Source organism: Streptomyces sp. NPDC019224, from assembly GCF_040632605.1.
GTDB lineage: Bacteria > Actinomycetota > Actinomycetes > Streptomycetales > Streptomycetaceae > Streptomyces.
Genome location: NZ_JBEYCF010000022.1, coordinates 1 through 18,438, shown reverse-complemented (window position 1 = coordinate 18,438; position 18,438 = coordinate 1). Strand labels below are relative to the sequence as shown.

The window sequence follows — 18,438 nt, the reverse complement described above, 5'->3', positions numbered from 1 at the left end:
GCCCGTCTCATGACCCGATGGAAGCAGCCGCCCTGGGCGAGGCGGCCCAGGCCGGCGGTGAAACAGACGTGCGCCACCGCACCCCACCGAGGACGCCCGGCACTCTCGCGCGCTGCGGTGCGCCGCACCCAATGCTCCGCACCGCAGCGGCGCGCCCAGCCGCCGCCCCCTTGTCGGGGTGCGGGCCGGACGCGCACGGCTGGGGTGCGGGGCGGACGCGCGCGACCCCCTTGTCCCGCTCTGTTACCGCGACGTTTCTCCTGGACATCGCCGGTGCCGGCAGCCGGACAGACCGTGGTCAAGGGGGATACGTGATAGGTGAAGCTTCCCCTGGAGCCTCAAGATCCCAGTCTCCAGGTGTCCATGATCAAGGGGAAGCTTCCGGGGAAACTTCACCCTGTGTCGCCCCCGCCCAGTTCGACAGCAGGAAGTGCAGGCCCTCCACCGCCCGCTCCCAGGAGGTCTGCACGGGCCGCGGGGCCTCGAAGCCGCCGTCGGCCTCCAGGGCGGTGAACCCGTGGAAGGTGCTGCGCAGCAGCCGCACCGCGTCGGTGAGGTCGGGTTCGGTCAGACCGTACGCGCGCAGCATCGCGGCGGTCGTCCGCAGGGTGCGGTGGTAGGCGGGCGCCTCGGCGGCGATCGCGGGGTCGATGCGGAGCTGCGTGGCCGCGTACCGGCCGGGGCACTCAAGCGCGAAGGCGCGATAGGTGTCGGCGAACGCGACCAGCGCGTCCTTTCCGGCCCGGCCCGCCACCGCCGCCTCGATCCGGTCGATGAACTCCTCGGCGGCCAGCAGCGCGACGCGGGTGCGCAGGTCGCCCAGGTTCCTGACGTGGGAGTAGAGGCTTGCGTCCTTGACGCCGAAGCCGCGGGCCAGCGCGGAGATGGTCACCTTGTCGAAGCCGATCGAGTCCGCCAGATCGGCCGCAGCCGCCACGACCCGTTCGGCCGTGAGCCCCGCGCGAACCATCCCCACCCCTGCCGACGTGTTTCCCGGACCCCCTTGGCTTCGGCCGAATATACACAGGAGCCCGCGGCGGCCACGGAGAGCCGTGACCACCGCGGGCTCCTGTACCGTGCCGACGGCGGGGAGTGGGTCGACACGGTGGCCGGAATCTCCGGGAGAGCGCTCTCCCAATAACGGTCCCAGTATCTCGCCGCTGTCGACGGGGTGTCAAGGTTCGGCCGGTCTTCACACGGGTGTGGGGCCCCGGTCGCGCCGGAGCCCCCCACCTCACGGATCAGCCGGTGGGGAAGTTGTCCGGGGTACTGATCCGGGACTTGAGCAGCGCGCCCGACTCGGTGAGCACACCGCTGCTGCTGTAGTCGCCGCCGTCACAGGTGCCGGGCTTGAACGCGGCACTGCTCTCGTCGGCGTCGGAGTAGGTCCAGTTCGCGTAGCTGATCTTCAGCTGGTCGAGCAGGTCCAGCCAGGCGGTGGTGCTCGCCCGGTCGAGCGCTCCGCCGCCGGTGGCACTCACCGTGCCGAACTCCGTGACGAACAGCGGGAGTCGCGAGGCTGCCCGGCTGACCGCCGCGCGGTAGTTGTCCTTGTGGCTCGCGGCGTAGAAGTGGAACGCGTACATGATGTTGGTGGCGTTGACGGGGCTGTTGACGACCTCGCTCTCGTTGGAGCCGTCCGAGACGCCGAGGGAGGACCAGCCACGCGTGCCGACGATGACGACCGCGTCCGGGTCGGCGGCCCGGATCACCGGGATGACCTGCTCGGCGTAGTTCTTGATGCCCGCCCAGCTCACGCCGTTGGGCTCGTTGGCGATCTCGTAGATGACGTTCTTCTTCGCGGCGTTGCGGGCGGCGACCGAGGCGAAGAAGGTCTTGGCGCGCGCCAGGTTGTAGTTGGGGTCGCCCGGCGTGAGGGTATGGAAGTCGATCAGGGCGTACATGCCCCGGGCCTCGGCCATGTCGACCAGGCTGTTGACCCGGCCGGTGAAGGCCGCCGGGTCGGTCTCGTAGCCGTCCTCCTGCACATACATGGCGGTACGCAGCAGGTCCGCCTTCCAGTCGTTCGCCAGGGCGTCCAGGGACGCGTTGTTGTAGCACCGGCTGAACCACTGGAGGCCGTGCGTGCTCATGCCGCGCAGCTGCACGGGGCGGTTGTACTGGTTGCACAGGTTCACGCCGCAGACGCGGAGTTGGCCGTTGGTCTCCACCGGGGTGCCGCCGCCCGTGGTGGGCGGCGGGTCGTCGTCGTCCCCGCCGCCGACGGTGCCCGTACAGGCGACACCGTTGAGCGAGAAGCCCGTGGGCGCCGGATTGGCACCCGAGAAGGAGCCGACGAAGCCGAGGTCCGTCGTGCCGCCGGTGGCCAGCGTGCGGTTCCAGTCGACGGGGCCGGCGGTGACCGTGGAGCCGGACTGCGTCCAGGTGGCGTTCCAGCCCTGGACCACCTTCTGTCCCGCGCCCGGCAGGGTGAACTTGAGCTGCCATCCGCTGACCGGGTCACCCAGGTTGGTGACCTTCACCCCGCCCTGGAAGCCGCCCTCCCACTGACTGGCGACGGTGTACTCCACCTTGCATCCGGTGGCCGCCGCCGCCGGAGGGGTGGCCAGGACCGTGAGGCCCAGGACCGTCGCCCCGCTCGCCAGTAAAGCCAAGAAGCGTTTCACAGCATCTCTCCTCGTCCGAAGGGAACAACTGAGGAACATTCGAATGGGAGCGCTCCCAGAACCCATCGGCCCGAGACCGTACACGCCGCGGGAGCGCACGCATAGGCATCCGACGCTGTCATGCACAAATAAAATTGGGAGCGCTCCCAGAGAGGGCGCCGACACCTGCCGGCAATCACCCCGTCCACTCGGCCGTTCACCCTCCTGGCCGTAGGATCGGGTGGTCTTGGGGGTGGGAGATGCTGAACAGGAGTTCCGGCACGCCGACGCTGGAAGAGGTGGCCGCGCTCGCCGGGGTGGGGCGGGGCACGGTCTCCCGGGTGATCAACAACGCCTCGGGCGTCAGGGAGTCCACCCGCCGCGCCGTGCAGCGCGCCATCGACGAACTGGGTTACGTACCCAACCTGGCCGCACGCTCCCTGGCCGGGCAGCGCGCGGGCGCCGTCGCCCTGGTGATGACGAAGACCGACTGGCGGCTGTTCGGAGAGCCGTTCTTCTCGGAGATCGTCCGCGCGGTCGGGGACGCCCTGGACGAACGGGGCGTGCAACTGCTGCTCACCCTCGTCCGGACGGACAGCGAACGGCAGCGGCTCCTGGAGTACGTGCGCGGCGGCCGGGTCGACGGGGTGCTGCTGATGTCCGTGCGGGCCGAGGACCGGCTGCCGGACATGCTCGCGGACGCCGGAGTGCCCACGGTGCTGCTGGGCCGGCGCTCGAATGACGAGCGGGTCACCTACGTGGACGCCGACAACGTTGGCGGAGCGCGGGACGCGGTGGGCCATCTGGTGCGCGGCGGCCGGAAGACCATCGCCGCGATCACCGGACCGCCCGAGATGTACGTCGCCCGGTGCCGGCTGCGCGGTTACCGGGAGGCCCTGCGCGAGGCGGGGCTCACGGAGCTGCCCTCCCTGGTCGCGCAGGGCGACTTCACCGAGGCCAGCGGGCGGCGCGCGATGACCGGCCTGATCGATCGGCATCCGGAGGTCGACGCCGTGTTCGCCGCCTCGGACAGCATGGCCGCCGGCGCGCTGGCCGCCCTGCGCGCGGCGGGGCGCCGGGTGCCCGAGGACGTGGCGGTGGTCGGCTTCGACGACTTCGAACTCGCCGAGCGGACCGAACCGCCGCTGACGACGGTCCGTCAGCCGATGGAGGAGATCGGCCGGGCCATGGTGCGGCTGCTGCTGGAGGAGATGAGCCGGCCGAAGGTGGCCTGGCACCACGTGATCCTGCGGACGCGGCTGATGGTGCGCGAGTCGGGCTGAGGGGGCGCGTCACGCGACGGCTTCGGGGGGCGGTACACACCCGGGCGCGGCGCGGCCCGGAGACATCGGCGCACGCCGCGGCTTCGGGCGGCGGCGCCGGGTGCGGCATCCGCGTGGGGTGCGGCCGCCGGCCCACAGCCCGTTTCGGCCGATGACGCCCAAAGGGTTGTCAGGGACACGGCGACTGCCCTACAGTCCCCTACCAATGAATGCATGGGAGCGCTCCCATGCGGCACCTCATCCGTAGTCCCCCCACCCCGCCTCCCCACCGACGAGGCCCGGAGGGCGGCCCCCGCGCCCCTCCGCCCGCCCGGCGCCACCCCCACGTACGGCCTCACCACCCACGGCGCCGCCGGACCGGCCCCAGTCCGGTACGACCTCCTGACGCACGTCCCGCACGACGGCAGCCCCCGCACACGCAGAAGGAGACACCATGGCAAGACGCAGGACACAACTGGCCTCGCTGGCAGCGGTGTTGGCGACGCTTCTCGGCGGCATCGCCTTCACCCTGCTGGGCCAGGGCAGCGCGCAGGCCCACGGCGTCACGATGTCGCCGGGATCGCGCACCTACCTCTGCTACCTGGACGCCAAGACCAGCACGGGTTCCCTGGACCCGACCAACCCGGCGTGCAAGGCCGCACTCGCGGAGAGCGGCGCGACCTCCCTGTACAACTGGTTCGCCGTACTCGACTCCAACGCGGGCGGCCGGGGCGAGGGTTATGTCCCGGACGGCAAGCTGTGCAGCGCCGGAGACCGGTCCCCGTACGACTTCACCGGCTACAACGCACCGCGCGGCGACTGGCCCCGTACGCACCTGACCTCGGGCGCCACGATCGAGGTCGACCACAGCAACTGGGCCGCGCACCCGGGTTCGTTCCGGGTGTACGTGTCCAAGCCGGGGTACTCGCCCACGACCGAACTGGGCTGGGACGACCTGGAGTTGATCCAGACCGTCACCAACCCGCCCCAGGTGGGCTCGCCGGGCACCGACGGCGGTCACTACTACTGGGACCTGACCCTTCCCTCGGGCCGCTCGGGTGACGCGGTGATGTTCATCCAGTGGGTCCGTTCGGACAGTCAGGAGAACTTCTTCTCCTGCTCCGACATCGTCTTCGACGGCGGCCACGGCGAAGTGACCGGCATCCGCGGCTCGGGCAGCACTCCGGACCCGGACCCGACGCCGGATCCGACGCCCGATCCGACCGACCCCACCGACCCGCACACCGGGTGCATGGCCGTCTACAGCGTGACCAACTCCTGGAGCGGCGGCTTCCAGGGCTCCGTCGAGGTCATGAACCACAACACGACGGCGCTGGACGGCTGGGCCGTGCGGTGGAAGCCCGGTTCGGGCACCAAGGTCAGCAGCGTGTGGAGCGGGGTGCTGAGCACAGCGTCCGACGGCACGCTGACGGTCACGAACGCCGACTACAACCGGACGATCCCGCCGGACGGCAGCGTCACCTTCGGGTTCACCGCGACCTCCACCGGCAACGACTTCCCCGTCGGCTCGATCGGCTGCGTCACCCCGTAGCCGCTGATGCGGACGGCGGCGGTTCCCGAGTGACGCGGGAGCCGCCGCCGTCTCGTCCCGTCCGGGGACCGGCGGCCGCCGTGCCGCTCGCGACCGGGCCCCGGACACCCCACCCCCGAGCGGGCACCCGTCCGCCGGCCGTCACCGCACGGGCGAGGGCCGGGTCCCGGACACGCCGTCCCCGCGCGCCGGCGCGCTCGTATGCTCGGCTGCCATGACGAGCCGTGCGTCCCTCCCGCCGGAGCCCTCCGTCGCGTTGCGTGAGCTTCTCGCCTTCGACGACGGCGGAAGCCTGCACCTGCTCCTCGCACCCGCCGGCCGCGACGTCGGGGTACGGGGTGTGGCCGTGGGCGACGAGGGCCCCGCCCGGCCGCTGGACGGCTGCCTGGTCCTGGTGACCGGTCCGCCCGCGTCGTCGCCCGACGCCGCCGCCCCGGTGCGCGAAGCCGCGCGCCGCGGCGCGTCCGGCGTGGTGCTGCGAGCCGTGGAGGGGGTGGCCGCCGCGCCGCAGGTGGTCGCCGTCGCCGAGGAGGCGGGGGTCGCCCTGCTCACCCGCGCGGAGTGGGCCGACTGGACGGACACCGCAGCGCTGTTGCGTTCCGCGCTGGCCTGCGCACGGGCGGGCGCGGACGACGGGGCCGCGGGACGGATGGCGGCCGGAGTCCCGGAGAGCCTGAGCGCCCTCGCGGCGACCGTCGCCGAGTACACCGGCGGTTCGATCACCATCGAGGACACGCGCCTGCGGGTCCTGGCCCACTCCGCGACCGGCCCCGACGCCGACGTGCTCCGCCGGTCCACCATCCTGGGGGGCCGGGTGCCGGAGTGGCGGGTCGCGGAGTTGCGCCGCAGCGGGATCCTGCGGACGCTCTGGACGTCCCGGGACGTCGTCCACCGCGCGGCCGACGCCGAGGGGCCCGACCGCCTGATCATCGCGGTCCGCAGCGGCCCCGAAGTCCTCGGCTCCATCTGGGTGGCCGGCGACGGACGTCCCCTGCGCCCGGACGCGCCGGACGCCCTGCGCAGGGCCGCCGAGGTCGCCGCTCCCCTGCTGGTGCGGCACCGGCTGCGCGAGAGCGGCGCCGCCCGCCGCAGCGAGATCGCGCTGCGCGGACTGCTGTACGGGGACGGGGACGCCCGCACGCACGCCTGGGCGCTCGGCCTGTCCCCGGACGCCGCCTGCGCGGTGGTGGTCGCCGAACCCCTGAGCTCCGCGTCCGCCCCGGGCGGTCGCGCGCTCGACGTACCGGCGCTCCAGGCCGCGACGTACCGCCCCTCCGTGCGGGTACTGCGCGACGGCGAGCGGCTGCTGGTGCTGCTGCCCGTGGACGCGGGGGCGGAACGCGGCGCGGCGGCGCTGGCCCGGGAGCTGGCGGGCCAGGACGGGGCCGCCGGGGTGCTGGCGGGGGCCGGTCCGGTGGTCGCGGGCGCGCAAGGGGTGCGGGCCTCGTGCGACGAGGCCCTGCTCATCGTGCGGGTGCTGCGCGAGCGGGCGGAGAGGGGCGGTGCGCAGCGGTCGGCGGACGCGGCGGGCGTGGGCCCCTCACTGGACATCGCCCGGGTCCTGGACGCGGCCCGGCCGGTCTGGGAGGCGGGGAACGGGCCCGTGCACGAGCTCGTACGGGTGGACCTGGCGGCCGGCGGCGAACTGGTCCGGTCGCTGGCGGCCTACCTCGACGCGTCGGGCGACGTCGCGCGGGCGGCGGCCCGGCTGGTCGTCCACCCCAACACGCTGCGCTACCGGCTGCGGCGCGCCCGGGAGCGGTTCGGGGTGGACCTGGACGACCCCGACACCCGGCTCCTGGTCGCCCTCGCCGTCCGGCTCAGCGGGTAGGTTGCCGTCTGTCCGTACGTTGGCCGGCCGAGAAAGCAGGCAGTTCATGACGGCTGTTGGCCGGATGGCCAAGGCCGTGCGCCGTTCTTGGCCGTCCGGACAGAGACCTGGGGGCATCCATCGCCGACTCTGGCTCCATGAGCCTCTCTTCGCCGCCCTCCGCCCTGCCCCCCTCCGCCCCGGCGCCCTCGGCGGGGGCCCCGTCCGCGCGTGTCGCGGCGGTGGTCCGCCACGCCGTGGCCGCCGGTCTGCTGGGCGAGTCCAGCCCGGTCGCCGGCTTCATCGACACGGACGGCGTGCGCGCGTCGGTCGCCGCCCTGCACGAGGCGTTCCCCGGGGTGCCCGCCGTGCTGCACACGTTCGCCGCGAAGGCGTCCTCGCTGGTCCCCGTACTGCGGCTGCTCGCCCGGTGCGGCATGGGCTGCGAGGTCGCGAGCCCGGGCGAGCTGCGGCTCGCGCTGGACGCCGGGTTCGCGCCGTCGAAGATCGTGCTCGACTCCCCCGCCAAGACGCGGGACGAGATCCGCCGCGCCCTGGCCGTGGGCGTGGCGATCAACGCCGACAACCTCGACGAGGTGGACCGGATCGCCTCGCTGCGGCCCGCGGACGCGGTGTCCGCCATCGGGCTCCGGGTCAACCCGCAGGTCGGCGGCGGCTCCATCGGAGCGATGAGCACGGCCACGGCCACGTCGAAGTTCGGCGTGGCGCTGCGCGACTCCGGCGCGCGCGAGCAGGTCGTGAAGACCTTCGCCGCGCACCCCTGGCTGACCCGGCTGCACGCTCATGTCGGCTCGCAGGGCTGCTCGTTGGAGTTGATCGCGGCCGGGATCGGCGAGACGTACCGGCTGGCCGAGGAGATCAACGAGACGCTGGGCCGCCGGCAGGTCACCGGGCTCGACATCGGCGGCGGCCTCCCGGTCAACTTCGCCGACGACGAGGTACGCCCCACCTTCGCGGCCTACGCCGCGGCGCTGCGGGCCGCGGTGCCCGGACTCTTCGACGGCCGGTACGAGCTGGTCACCGAGTTCGGCAGGTCCCTGCTGGCGAAGAACGGTTTCATCGGCGCGCTGGTCGAGTACACGAAGGACGCGGGCGGCCGACGTATCGCGCTGACCCACGCGGGCGCCCAGACCGCCACCCGTACGGTCTTCATGCCGGAGGCCTGGCCGCTGCGGGTCGGCGCCTTCGATTCCGAGGGGCGGCCGAAGGACGGGCCCATGGTGGTCCAGGACATCGCGGGGCCGTGCTGCTTCGCCGGGGACGTCGTCGCGCACGCCCGGGAACTGCCCGAGCTGCGAGCGGGTGACTACGTGGTGCTGTACGACACGGGGGCGTACTACTTCTCCACCCCGTGGTCGTACAACAGTCTGCCGCGCCCGGCGGTGTACGGATTCGACGTCGCCGGTACGGGCGGGCGCGCGGAGCCGGTGGTGCGGTTCGCGCCGGTGCGCGACGCCCAGTCCCTGGACTCGGTCTCCGCCGAGAGCGGCCTCGCGCACGCCGACGCGCTGCTGAATCCGGGGGTCTGAGGCAAGGGCCCTGGCACCGCTCGGCCTGACGCACGCGCAGTACTCGCTGGTCGCTTCCCTGCGGGGCATGGAGCATGCGGGGCTGCGGCCGAGTCAGCGCGCGCTGGCGGACCACACCGGACTCGAAGCGCTCTACGTCTCGAAACTGGCCCGCGCCCTGGAGGCCGCGGGGCTCGTCGAACGGACCACCGATCCCGCGGACAGCAGGGCGGTCCGGCTCTCCCTGACCGAGGAGGGCCGCGCGGCGACCGGCCGCGCGGTCGCGGTGGTCCGGGAGCTCGTCGACGGGCTGCTCGCCCCGCTGGGCGGTATCGGCGGCGCCGGTACCGAGGCGTTCACCGAGGCACTGACGGCCCTGCTCGATGTGCCGGTTCCTCCCGCCACCGTCTCTCACGAGGAGTAATCATGGCCACCGCACCCGCTGTCAACGGCCAGGTCATCGGCATGGCCCACTACGCCACCCGCGCCCTCGCCGAACGGCTCCTGCCCCAGGGCACCACCTTCCACCAGTCCCTGGCGCTGAACGCCGCCGACGCCGCGGGCGGCACCATCGAACGCGGGGCGCTGACCGAGCGTCTGACCGGCGCGGTGAAGCTCGATCTCCCGGCGGCGGAGCGGACCGTCGCGGAGCTGACGTCCGCCGGACTGCTGGAGGAGCGGCCCGGGGACCGGCCCCTGCTGGAGCTGGCCCCTGTCGGCGAGGCGCTGGTCCAGACGTACAAGGCGGGCGTCGCCGACATCACGGCCGCGCTGTACGGGGACCTGCCGCCCGAGGACCTGGCCGCGGCGGGCCGGGTGCTGACCGAGGTGACCGCACGGGCCGACGCGATGCTGGCCGCCGGCTGACCGGCCGCCCCGGTCAGCCGACCGGTGACGGCTCCGGCTCCGGCGGCGGCACCGGGTCGGGGTTCGGGGACGGCGGCTGCGGGATCGGATCGGGCGCCGGGCCGGGCGGCGGGGGCCCGGGCGGATTCGGCGCGGGCGGTGTGGGTGCGGGCGGGGTCGGCGCGGGCGGCGTCGGCTCCGGCAGCGGACCCGGGGTCGGCGCCGGCGGGACGGGGTCGGGGAACGGATGAGTCATCTCGGGCCTCCGGACGATCGCGGGTGGAGCTCTCTTCCACCGTCTCCCGGAGCGGCTGCCCGCGCCCGGCGAGCCCATACGTACGGCCGAGGAAGACTGCTGCGTCCGGACGAGGAAGGGTGGCCGGCGGGAGCGCCGCTGCGGTCGGATCGGCTCGGCTCGGCTCACGGCCGGCTGGGCCCGGACGACCGGCTCGGCTCGGGGCCTGCCGATCCCGGACCGCCCGGGACCAGCGCACGGCCGAGCGCACCCACCGTCCGTTCAGCGCCCCGCGGCCGCCACCGCGGCGGCCAGCCCGGGGCGGGGGCTGGACAGTACCGGAACCGCGGCGGTCGTACGCTCGGCGGCACCGGCCATGGAGCCCTGGGCGAGCACGATGACGTCCGCATCGCTCACCGCGTCGGCCGCCTCGGCCACGAGGTCGAGGCAGCCGTCCTGGTCACCGGCGGCGAAACGGTCCCAGGCGCCCTCCACCAGCACGGTGCGCACATCCGCCCCCGGCAGGCCGGCTCCGGCCGCCTCCTCGGCGAGCAGTGCGCGGGTCGGCTCCAGGGTGGAGGCGAGGGTGGCGAGGACGGTGATCCGCCCGGCGCGGACGGCCGCCGCCGCCATGGGCCGGTCGACGCGCAGGACCGGGACGCCGACCACGATCCCGGCGGACTCGGCCACGGCACCGATCGTCGAACAGGTGCAGAGCACGGCGCCCGCCCCTTCGGCGGCCAGCCCCGCGACCAGCGCCTCCACCTCGCCCGCCACCGCATCGGGCCCCAGCGCCGCGGCCCTGGCCAGCAGTTCCTCGCGTACGACGTGGCGGAGGAGGGTCCCCGGGTGGTCGGCGTCGCGCAGGGCGTCGAAGACCGGGACATGGACCGGCGAGGTGTGGAGCAGCGCGAGCGTCACGGACGGCCCGTTCCTTCCGGTTCAGTACAGCTCGGGGTGCGTGGCGAGTTGCGTCTTCGCGCGCTCCACCAGCCCGTCCGGCGCCTCGGGGGCCTCGGGGGCCTCGTCGGGATGGCGGGAGGCCCACTTGGCGGCGTACGAGCACAACGGCACGACGGGCACGCCCTCGCGCCCCGCCATGGCGTAGAACTCCCCGACCAGAGCACCTCCGATGCCCTTGCCCTCGTGTCCGGGCTCGACGACCGTGTGGACGGCGACGAGCCCGGCGGGCTCACCGTCCATCACGAAGTACGCGACGACTCCGACGGCCTCGCCGTCCTCGTACGCGGACAGCCTGCCCGCCGCCCGGTCGTCACGGATCTCGGGCCCGGTCTGCTCTGCCATGGCGGATTGCTCCCTGGTGGGGTCTCGCTGGACGAGCCGCCTCAGCGCGCCGCGGGCACCGCGTGCGGGCTGCGCTCGGTGTCACTGCCCGGCACGGGCGCGGAGGCGTCGGCACCGAGTGCGACGATGCGGTTGTCCGCGTCGACGTGCACGATACGCGGGACGAGGGCGCGCGCCTCGGCATCCTCGACCTGGGCGTAACTGATGAGGATGACCAGGTCACCCGGGTGCACGAGGTGGGCGGCGGCGCCGTTGATCCCGATCACACCGGAACCACGCTCGCCCTCGATGACGTACGTCTCCAGCCGGGCCCCGTTGTCGATGTCGACAATGTGCACCAGCTCACCGGGCAGCAGGTCCGCGGCCTCCATCAGCTCGGCGTCGATGGTGACGGAACCGACGTAGTGCAGGTCGGCCTGGGTCACGGTGGCACGGTGGATCTTGGACTTGAATATCGTTCGTAGCATTGAGGTACTCCTGGGCATAGGCTCCCTGCCTGCGTTTTTGCAGGTCAAGTGCTGCTTCCACACTCTACAACGAGTCGCATGTGCGGGCAGCTTTCCCCAGGTTTTTCAGGACTCATGCTGACCACTTGCTGACTTTACTGACGCATCATCAGGCGTCGACGGAGGCCTCGCCCCCCTCGGGCCTCTACCTCGACGACCCTCGCACCCCTACGCAGCGCCCCTCTCAAGAGCACTCGTGATCAGCGTCACCTCGACGCCAGGACGACGGCCCCGACGCTCCCGGGCCGCATCTCCGCCGGACGTTTCGAGGCGGCGATAGCACTGAATCCCGGTTCGGCCAAGCCGACGATTCTCGCGACCATGACCACGACTCACCCGCCACCCCGTGCCACCACGGAACGCGACCCGCAACTCTCCATTCGCCCAGCCTCAAGGAGCACCTCCCTCATGGAATCGCAGCCACGCCCCTCCAAAGACAGCCCACAACGCAAGCATCATCCTGTCGAGGCCGTCCTCGTGGAGACTTCCGAGGTCGCCGCGATGCTCAGCATGTCAACGAGCTGGGTGTACAGGGAGGCGTCGAAACTGGGCTTGAAAGGGTACAAACTCGGTCGAGGAAGGAACGCCAAGGTCCTGTACAAGAGGGCTGAGGTCTTCAAATGGCTGGAGCAACAGAAGGTCCACTGAACGCCAATCAAACTCGAAGCTACAAGCCGCCGGATGCACTGACGGGAGCGCAGGCCACAGGACCACACACAGTGCCGACCAGTTGTACGCCGAGTACAAGAAGCCCCTGTACGCCGCTCCCCCGCTGCTCCAGCGAACGGTCGACGCGGGCCGGCTGGGCCGCAAGACGGGCTCGGGCTTCTACCCGTACGACTGACCGTTCCTGGCGGGCCCGGCGATGACGACGCCGAGCCTGACAAAGCGCGTTCCCCCAGGTAAGGACAATGGGTGGCCCCCAAGGGTCTCGCCTTCTACTACCAGCCCGCCGCCGTGCCGGAGCGCTTTGGAGGGAGGGCGCGGAGGCTCGGACTCGAAGCCCTGAGCCTTTCAGCGCTGTCGCGGCCTTCCGTGCTTGTACTGCGAAAAATCCCTCGGATATCCCTCCGACAAAGCTGAAAGTCCCTAAAAAATCCCTGGACCTTCGCCTCCAGACCAACGCGCTACAAGGCCATGAGCGCTCACGTCCCTGCTCCGTCCGGAGGCGCCCGGCCAGTTGATCGGGCGCTTCCAAAGCGGGGCGCACGAGATCGGCTCAAAGGGACTGAACTGATCGCCCGCACCAGCCCTCCTGGTCGACGCGGAGCGCCCGCTGCACCGCCTCAACCAGATCGCCTTAACTCCCCGTCGTTTACCGATAGGCGCGGGGTGAGGGCGGGGCCATCGCCATCCAGACCAGTACCGCAAGCGAGCCGCGATCTACGATGGGTCCTGTGGCCTCGCGGCCCTCTCTTCCTACACGCCGTCCGATCGGCTGACGGCGACTGTGTCGTGGTGTCCATGCCGCGACATGTGTGGGCAATGCCCCATCCCACCAGTGCCGCGGCCAAGGCCGTGAGCAGGAGGCCGGCCAGGGTGACTGCCTCGCCGAACTCCGCTGTCTGGTCAGCGCTCCAGTTCGAGGTGGCGATGTCGCCGGTGAAGAGTGCTGCGAGCATGGTCCCGCTGACGGCGATGCCGATCTCTCGAGCAGTTCGGCACGGGGCGCGTTCAAGTGATCGGCTATACGACTCACCAGGTCGCGTTCGCGCGCCAGGTATCCGAGTCCTCGATTCCGGCCGCGGTTTCCGGGCGGCGCATGCCGGCGCCGATGGAGGACTCCGCAGTGAGGATGACGGTGCCGATCTGGGCGGCATGCTCGACGCGGGTGCCGCCGCACAAGTCTCTTGACCAGGCGCTCCCGATCTCCACGACCGCACCTTCTCGGCGTACGTCTCGTCGGGTGGTGGGGTCCAGCGCGACGCGGAGCGGGTCGACGGGCATACCAAGCGGGCTACGCTCCCAGGGCATCCAACTCGGTGCGGGCCTCCATAACGAGTGCGTCCCTGAGACCCCTCAACACCACACGATTCTGTGCCAGCGATTCACCACGTGCTTGACGGTCCACGCACGCGGTATGGGACAACAAGGCGGCTTCCGATTCGCTCAGGCCAGCGGCCATGAGCGCCTCGCAGGCTCGGTTTTCTGCCGCTTCGTCTCCGAGTGCCTGCGCCGCTTCGTCGAGCGCCTCAAGGGCAGCGCGAGCGGTCTCGCCTCGCTCGAACCTCGCCGACATGTCCTCAAAATCCGAGGGGGACTCCGGCCCCACGTAGTCCCACTCGTCAGCTGCAATCTGAACCTGCTCGACGAAGCTGCCTCCTGCGGCTCGGGACAGCCGTGACGCTGCTGCCACGCTTTCCACCAGCCGCCTCCTCGTCAGTGCCAAGCTGATGTGGTTCCTGCGCTCCGTGTGTTCCGCGTACAGCGCCGTGGTGAAGTCCAGCGCCCGATCCTTCGCCTCGCGCGCCTTGGCCAAAACGCTTGGCGGGCTCAGCAGCTCCACCATGGCGTACGCCTTCAACAAGCCCTCGGACCTGGCTTCCTGATCGTTGGCTTCCGCCTTGGGCAACAGCAGATCAAGCTCTTTCACGTAGTCCGCCCAGACTTCCTGGCACCGGTCTCGCTGCCACTGGGCGTGGTTCTCCCGGGAGACCTCCCTGGCGCTGTCGAGGGCGGCGCGGTAGGAGAGGTGAGCCTGTTCCTTCGCCGCGTCGAGAGCCGCCTTGGCCTGCACCTCTCCCGCCTGGCGGGCGTTCTTGCCCTGGATATGGCCGGCGATGATGACGCCCGGGATCGCCAGAAGTGATACCGCGGCAGTCGCTACGGAACCGAAGCCCTCGGATATAAAGGTGCTGAGATCAGGCATGGCCGGTTCCCCCTTGTGTGCATCACGCGTCCGCTGCACAGTACCGAGGAGCGCACAGACCCACTGCCGAGGATCCATCGCGGCCACAGGAAGGCTTGGTCGAGTACCTGCCCGACGCTCTCCAGCATGGAGTGGGGATCCACCGGAGGTATCTTCCTCCAGCCCGTGACACGTACGGTTCCGGCTCGGCGTGGGCCGGCGCCCTGACGTGCCCAGAGCGGGGAGGACTTGCCGGAGGTCGACCTCGCATACGGCGGGGACCCAGCGGTAACTGACGGTGACGCCGCGTGCGGTCAGCAGTGCGGGATTCATTCCGGGATGCCGGTGCGCGCGGACCGAGTGAGGTGACGCCGACAAGCCGGGTCCGTAGGGGGGCGGCGGCGCGGCGGGCGTCGCGTACGGAGAGGGGCAGCGGGTTCCAGTGGGCGGCACGGGACACTTCCACGATGGGCGGGACAATGGAGGACGTGCGCAGGATGTCCGCAGGTGATCCGTGGACGACGTGTCCGTCGCCGGGGAGGTTGACGATGCGGTCGGGGTACTGGACGACGTCCTCCAATCGGTGTTCGGCCATGAGGACGGTGACACCGAGGTCCTGGACGAGCCGGGTGGTGGTCGCGAGGACTTCGTCGGCGGCGGGGTCCAGGGCGGAGGTGGGTTCGTTAAGGACGAGGACGAGGACGCGGGGGTGTGCGGTGAGGACGGAGCCGATGGCCACGCATTGCTGCTGACCGCCGGAGAGTTCGCACAGGGCGCGGTGTCGGAGGTCGGCGAGCCCGAGCAGGTCGAGAGTTTCCTCGACATCTGACCAGCGGGGTGTCGTGCCCCTTGAGGGCAAGGGGCACGCCATCTCAACATGCCAGCTGAGCTGCGAATACTTACCTTCACGACCCTTCGCTGATCACTGTTGTTTTTCAGCACCTTGTGCAACGCATGTGCAAGATGATCTTGAACGCATGACGGCGCATCAGGACAACCTGAGCGACCGTCACCCTTTACGCAGAGTTGTCGCCGAAGCGACCTCGCAACGTTCGATGTCGGTGGCGTCACGCCGACCACGTCTGATCGATGAGGGGACCCGCCGTCTACCCAACGCCCCCATCCGGAAGCAGGGCGGTCCTTGCCAGCGGTGGCGCCAGATGTAGAGGATGTTCACCGAGATACCCATGTACTTCACGGCGTCCTGAACGGCCAGGAAAGCAGGCTCAACCGCAGACTGGGACTGGTTGCGCACCGCGTAGTCCCCGAGGTATGAACTGCCAGAAAAGCGGTCGTTTTTCCTACCGCCCACCGCACAGCAAAGCCATACGGATCTCCGTCGGCGAGCGGAATCAGAATCCGATAGTTCAGCGGTTTGGTGCGACTGCCCCGTCGCAAGGACCGAGGTCAAGACCGGATTCAGTTCCAACTCATCTGGTTCCGCAACTACAGTGACTAAGCGTCTTTCTCATCGGCGGGGCTGTAGTGATTGATATTCACGGTCTGAGCGGTGCCGACCGAGGCGGCTCGGTGGTTCGCAGTCTGGTGGATGGGCACGGTGTCCTGCTCGTCGCCACCAGGCCGAAGGTGCACTCTGATTGGGGCCCCACCAGGATGTTCGTAAAGAAGGGACCCGTCGGTGAAATCGACAAGAGTGGGGAGGGCCTCGGGGTAGGCGACCACATACAAGGCGAGCCGATACGCCCAAGCATCGGCTAGGGAGTTCTCGCTGTTTTCCAGTTCGGCACGGGTGATGCGGGCGATGTATGCGGCTTCACCTTCAGTGCTGGCCTGGAACGGTCCCGCCGCTTCGCGGGCAAGATCACGCAGAATGCGCGCGTCTTCGAACACAGTAGCGAGGCTCGCGCGGATCAGTTCTCGAGGGCCGTGCTTGTAGAGCTGGGCAACCTCGGCACGCAACGCTGCTGGAGAGAAGTCGATCATGCGTGCAGTGAGGGTGCCTGCTGCACCTGTGGCGATCGCGGTGATTTCGGAAGTAATACCCTCTCTGTGTTGCTCAATATCTCCAAAATCCTGTTGCTTTAGGGTATTTCGCGCCAGTTTTTGAAGCTCGGAAAGGGTGGCGAGCAGTTCGGCTGCTTGACGGATAGCAACCACCGTGTCGCAAGACTGGTGCCGCTGCCCTTCGTCGCGATCCCGATCATCTCCTGTGAGCCTGATCGTCTTCTCTTCTTCATCCGTATAGAGCACCCACTCGAGAGTTCCGGCAAGATCCGGACTGTGCTCCCCGATGGCATCGAGGTGATCGCGGATATAGGGCCAGTGAATGACTTTCATGCTGGATCCGCGTATGAGCTCGTTGGTCACATCTCCTGAGGTTCTATCCGTGGTTGATGGTGAGGCCGCCATCAACCTTGCCGATGACTGTTGCCCGGTCGTATCCGGTTTGTGTGATCGACGCGGAATCGGCCGCTGGGGCGGAGAGACTTTGAATGGCTGATCGAGCCTGTGGATAGCGCTCGGCATAGCTGGTAAGAATCAGCCTCAGCAGGGTGGTCAGTTCAGCTTCTGCAAGAGGAATGTCTCGCTCTCCGGTCAGGCGCAATACCAGTTGAGCCGTTGCGCTGTCGTATGTACGCAGAGCATCGGCTTGATCTTCCTCGGTGGCACGGCTAAGGGCGCTGCGAAGACGTCCGCGTGCACTCCGCACACCGTCACTGAAGCGAGAAACGCCGTAGCTGATGCCGGTGGCGGCAAGGTTGGCAGCCGCGCCACTCACAATTGCGGCGGTTACGGGGTCTAGCAAGAGTGTTCCCCTTAAGTTGTGCGTCCGACAGCTTCGTGCGAGCACTTGACCGAGAAGCCTAGCTGGCCTTGTAGCGGCGGGGAGCCTCTTCTCGGTACTGTCTGGCCGATCTTGAGCTGGGGGAAGATGCTGTTCATGACTGATGTCCGAAGGAGCCGTGCCGCGTAGAACGCCAGCTTCGCTTCGTCCGCGTGAACGCGGCTGGGTGCGATATCGCGATGTCCCCAGCTGTCGAGGGCGGCGAATGCGGCCGTCCGAACGCTCGAACGGGAACGTTTGCCCCAGGCATCGTGTCCATTTCTGCCTCGCGGCAGCGTCCGACACCTGCGGAGAGGCGTGCCACCGCGTCGCCGTAGCGGCCGAGGGTGTTGCCCTCGGTCAGGGCCGCGACCCGCAGTGCCTCGGTCCGCGGGACCTCGCCGTTCCGACCGCCCTCCTCGCACGATGCGATGGCGGTCTCCACCCGGGCCAGAACCTCCTCGTCATCGCCGAGACCGAGAACAGGTGCAGCGCCTCGGCCTGGACCGCAACGGCCGCCGGTACGCGGTAGCGGCGGGCTCCCAGCGGTCCACCAACGCGAAGGAGACGGCCACCTCGGCCGCCACCATGATGTGGATCTCGCGGTCCTCCCGCCAGCCCGACAGGATGTCGACGAGCTTCAGGTACTCCTCCGCGACCGGGAGGCGCTCCTCCATATCCCTCAGCTCGCGGGCCAGCGCCAGCCGGGCTCGGGCGAGCCTGCGCTCGTTGCCGGCACCCAGTACCGCTTCCGGTCGACTCTGCGGAGAGGACGAACTCAAGGACAACGGCCGCAGAGGGGCGGAGTGCGGATGTGGTCTCCGCAGCGGCCTGCCCTGGAGTCTTCCGCTGGAGGACCGGGCACTGCTGGTCGCAGCGCACTGGCGGACCTGACCATTCGGCAGCTCGCGCCGCTGTTGGGGTCTGGATGTGGCCGCGTCCCGGTGATATCTCTTGAAATCGCCAAGCGCAGCAAGGGGGATGGCGTGACGAGCCAGCATGACGATCAGCCGGGGGGCGAAGAGCAGCGGGCACTGACAGTGCTGCCGCCTAGTGTCTTGAGTCGTTAATTCGTGTGCAGTATGCGGCGAGGGTGTCGAGGATGTCGTCGGCGGTCTTGGTCCAGATGAACGGCTTGGGGTTCTTGTTCCACT

15 protein-coding genes and 5 pseudogenes are annotated in these 18,438 nt (G+C 70.1%); 9 read left to right on the top strand and 11 right to left on the bottom strand.

The annotated features are described in order from the left end of the window. Positions 1-367 precede the first annotated feature (367 nt). Positions 368-970 carry a TetR-like C-terminal domain-containing protein gene (locus ABZ564_RS16325; RefSeq protein WP_360856020.1) on the bottom strand — a complete coding sequence of 201 codons (603 nt, stop codon included), beginning with the start codon at positions 968-970 and terminating at the stop codon, positions 368-370. Positions 971-1,241: 271 nt separating this feature from the next. Continuing rightward, the gene (locus ABZ564_RS16320; RefSeq protein ID WP_360856017.1) at positions 1,242-2,627 is read right to left on the bottom strand and encodes a cellulase family glycosylhydrolase; all 1,386 of its coding nucleotides are present in this window, start codon (positions 2,625-2,627) and stop codon (positions 1,242-1,244) included. 239 nt (positions 2,628-2,866) lie between these two features. On the opposite strand from ABZ564_RS16320, the gene ABZ564_RS16315 reads away from it, so the two are divergent. From ABZ564_RS16315 to ABZ564_RS16290, 6 genes and pseudogenes are all read left to right on the top strand, one after another. Continuing rightward, positions 2,867-3,889, top strand: coding sequence for a LacI family DNA-binding transcriptional regulator (locus ABZ564_RS16315; protein WP_360856014.1), 1,023 nt, complete (start codon positions 2,867-2,869; stop codon positions 3,887-3,889). 433 nt (positions 3,890-4,322) lie between these two features. Further along, positions 4,323-5,420 carry a lytic polysaccharide monooxygenase gene (locus ABZ564_RS16310; protein WP_360856011.1) on the top strand — a complete coding sequence of 366 codons (1,098 nt, stop codon included), beginning with the start codon at positions 4,323-4,325 and terminating at the stop codon, positions 5,418-5,420. A gap of 214 nt (positions 5,421-5,634) precedes the next feature. Beyond that, positions 5,635-7,251, top strand: a complete 1,617-nt coding sequence (locus tag ABZ564_RS16305) for a helix-turn-helix domain-containing protein (RefSeq protein ID WP_360856008.1) — start codon at positions 5,635-5,637, stop codon at positions 7,249-7,251. A gap of 137 nt (positions 7,252-7,388) precedes the next feature. After that, the gene (locus ABZ564_RS16300; RefSeq protein ID WP_360856005.1) at positions 7,389-8,780 is read left to right on the top strand and encodes a diaminopimelate decarboxylase; all 1,392 of its coding nucleotides are present in this window, start codon (positions 7,389-7,391) and stop codon (positions 8,778-8,780) included. A gap of 4 nt (positions 8,781-8,784) precedes the next feature. Then, positions 8,785-9,183, top strand: a pseudogene (locus ABZ564_RS16295) (MarR family transcriptional regulator); the annotation flags it as partial. A gap of 2 nt (positions 9,184-9,185) precedes the next feature. Then, a complete protein-coding gene (locus ABZ564_RS16290) occupies positions 9,186-9,626 on the top strand; it encodes a hypothetical protein (RefSeq protein WP_360856002.1) in 441 nt (146 codons plus the stop codon). A 496-nt stretch (positions 9,627-10,122) separates the two neighbouring features. On the opposite strand, the gene ABZ564_RS16285 is transcribed toward ABZ564_RS16290, so the two are convergent. From ABZ564_RS16285 to panD, 3 genes are read right to left on the bottom strand one after another with little or no spacing between them, the layout of a single operon-like run. Next, positions 10,123-10,761 (bottom strand): aspartate/glutamate racemase family protein, encoded by a 639-nt coding sequence (locus ABZ564_RS16285; protein WP_360855999.1) that lies wholly within the window; start codon positions 10,759-10,761, stop codon positions 10,123-10,125. A gap of 21 nt (positions 10,762-10,782) precedes the next feature. Continuing rightward, positions 10,783-11,145, bottom strand: a complete 363-nt coding sequence (locus tag ABZ564_RS16280; protein WP_360855996.1) for a GNAT family N-acetyltransferase — start codon at positions 11,143-11,145, stop codon at positions 10,783-10,785. Positions 11,146-11,186: 41 nt separating this feature from the next. Beyond that, positions 11,187-11,612: an aspartate 1-decarboxylase gene (gene panD, locus ABZ564_RS16275; RefSeq protein WP_360855993.1), complete on the bottom strand. Its 426-nt coding sequence runs from the start codon at positions 11,610-11,612 to the stop codon at positions 11,187-11,189. 447 nt (positions 11,613-12,059) lie between these two features. Here panD and ABZ564_RS16270 point away from each other — a divergent pair, with 447 nt between their 5' ends. Next, on the top strand, positions 12,060-12,299 hold the full coding sequence (locus ABZ564_RS16270; RefSeq protein WP_360855990.1) for a helix-turn-helix domain-containing protein: 240 nt from the start codon (positions 12,060-12,062) through the stop codon (positions 12,297-12,299). A gap of 70 nt (positions 12,300-12,369) precedes the next feature. Further along, positions 12,370-12,495 (top strand): annotated as a pseudogene (locus tag ABZ564_RS16265) (3-hydroxyacyl-CoA dehydrogenase family protein); the annotation flags it as partial. A gap of 795 nt (positions 12,496-13,290) precedes the next feature. Here ABZ564_RS16265 and ABZ564_RS16260 read toward each other — a convergent pair. From ABZ564_RS16260 to ABZ564_RS16235, 6 genes and pseudogenes are all read right to left on the bottom strand, one after another. Next, positions 13,291-13,529, bottom strand: a pseudogene (locus ABZ564_RS16260) (hypothetical protein); the annotation flags it as partial. 79 nt (positions 13,530-13,608) lie between these two features. Next, complete coding sequence (locus ABZ564_RS16255; protein ID WP_360856262.1) at positions 13,609-14,520, bottom strand: hypothetical protein; 912 nt, start codon at positions 14,518-14,520, stop codon at positions 13,609-13,611. A 249-nt stretch (positions 14,521-14,769) separates the two neighbouring features. Then, positions 14,770-15,322, bottom strand: a pseudogene (locus ABZ564_RS16250) (energy-coupling factor ABC transporter ATP-binding protein); the annotation flags it as partial. A gap of 632 nt (positions 15,323-15,954) precedes the next feature. Further along, complete coding sequence (locus ABZ564_RS16245) at positions 15,955-16,827, bottom strand: hypothetical protein (protein WP_360855987.1); 873 nt, start codon at positions 16,825-16,827, stop codon at positions 15,955-15,957. Positions 16,828-16,840: 13 nt separating this feature from the next. Then, positions 16,841-17,266 carry a hypothetical protein gene (locus ABZ564_RS16240; RefSeq protein WP_360855984.1) on the bottom strand — a complete coding sequence of 142 codons (426 nt, stop codon included), beginning with the start codon at positions 17,264-17,266 and terminating at the stop codon, positions 16,841-16,843. A 482-nt stretch (positions 17,267-17,748) separates the two neighbouring features. Continuing rightward, on the bottom strand, positions 17,749-17,961 hold the full coding sequence (locus ABZ564_RS16235) for a hypothetical protein (protein ID WP_360855981.1): 213 nt from the start codon (positions 17,959-17,961) through the stop codon (positions 17,749-17,751). Positions 17,962-18,103: 142 nt separating this feature from the next. Between ABZ564_RS16235 and ABZ564_RS16230 the strand changes: the two are divergent. Beyond that, positions 18,104-18,207, top strand: a pseudogene (locus tag ABZ564_RS16230) (IS5/IS1182 family transposase); the annotation flags it as partial. Between the last annotated feature and the right edge of the window lie 231 nt (positions 18,208-18,438).

Excerpts from the sequence above, each read along its gene's own strand:
- ABZ564_RS16325 (WP_360856020.1), bottom strand. The coding sequence starts at position 970 with ATGGTTCGCGCGGGGCTCACGGCCGAACGGGTCGTGGCGGCTGCGGCC.
- ABZ564_RS16315 (WP_360856014.1), top strand. The coding sequence starts at position 2,867 with ATGCTGAACAGGAGTTCCGGCACGCCGACGCTGGAAGAGGTGGCCGCG.
- ABZ564_RS16310 (WP_360856011.1), top strand. The coding sequence starts at position 4,323 with ATGGCAAGACGCAGGACACAACTGGCCTCGCTGGCAGCGGTGTTGGCG.
- ABZ564_RS16305 (WP_360856008.1), top strand. The coding sequence starts at position 5,635 with ATGACGAGCCGTGCGTCCCTCCCGCCGGAGCCCTCCGTCGCGTTGCGT.
- ABZ564_RS16300 (WP_360856005.1), top strand. The coding sequence starts at position 7,389 with ATGAGCCTCTCTTCGCCGCCCTCCGCCCTGCCCCCCTCCGCCCCGGCG.
- ABZ564_RS16290 (WP_360856002.1), top strand. The coding sequence starts at position 9,186 with ATGGCCACCGCACCCGCTGTCAACGGCCAGGTCATCGGCATGGCCCAC.
- ABZ564_RS16280 (WP_360855996.1), bottom strand. The coding sequence starts at position 11,145 with ATGGCAGAGCAGACCGGGCCCGAGATCCGTGACGACCGGGCGGCGGGC.
- panD (WP_360855993.1), bottom strand. The coding sequence starts at position 11,612 with ATGCTACGAACGATATTCAAGTCCAAGATCCACCGTGCCACCGTGACC.
- ABZ564_RS16270 (WP_360855990.1), top strand. The coding sequence starts at position 12,060 with ATGGAATCGCAGCCACGCCCCTCCAAAGACAGCCCACAACGCAAGCAT.
- ABZ564_RS16255 (WP_360856262.1), bottom strand. The coding sequence starts at position 14,520 with ATGCCTGATCTCAGCACCTTTATATCCGAGGGCTTCGGTTCCGTAGCG.
- ABZ564_RS16235 (WP_360855981.1), bottom strand. The coding sequence starts at position 17,961 with ATGGAGGAGCGCCTCCCGGTCGCGGAGGAGTACCTGAAGCTCGTCGAC.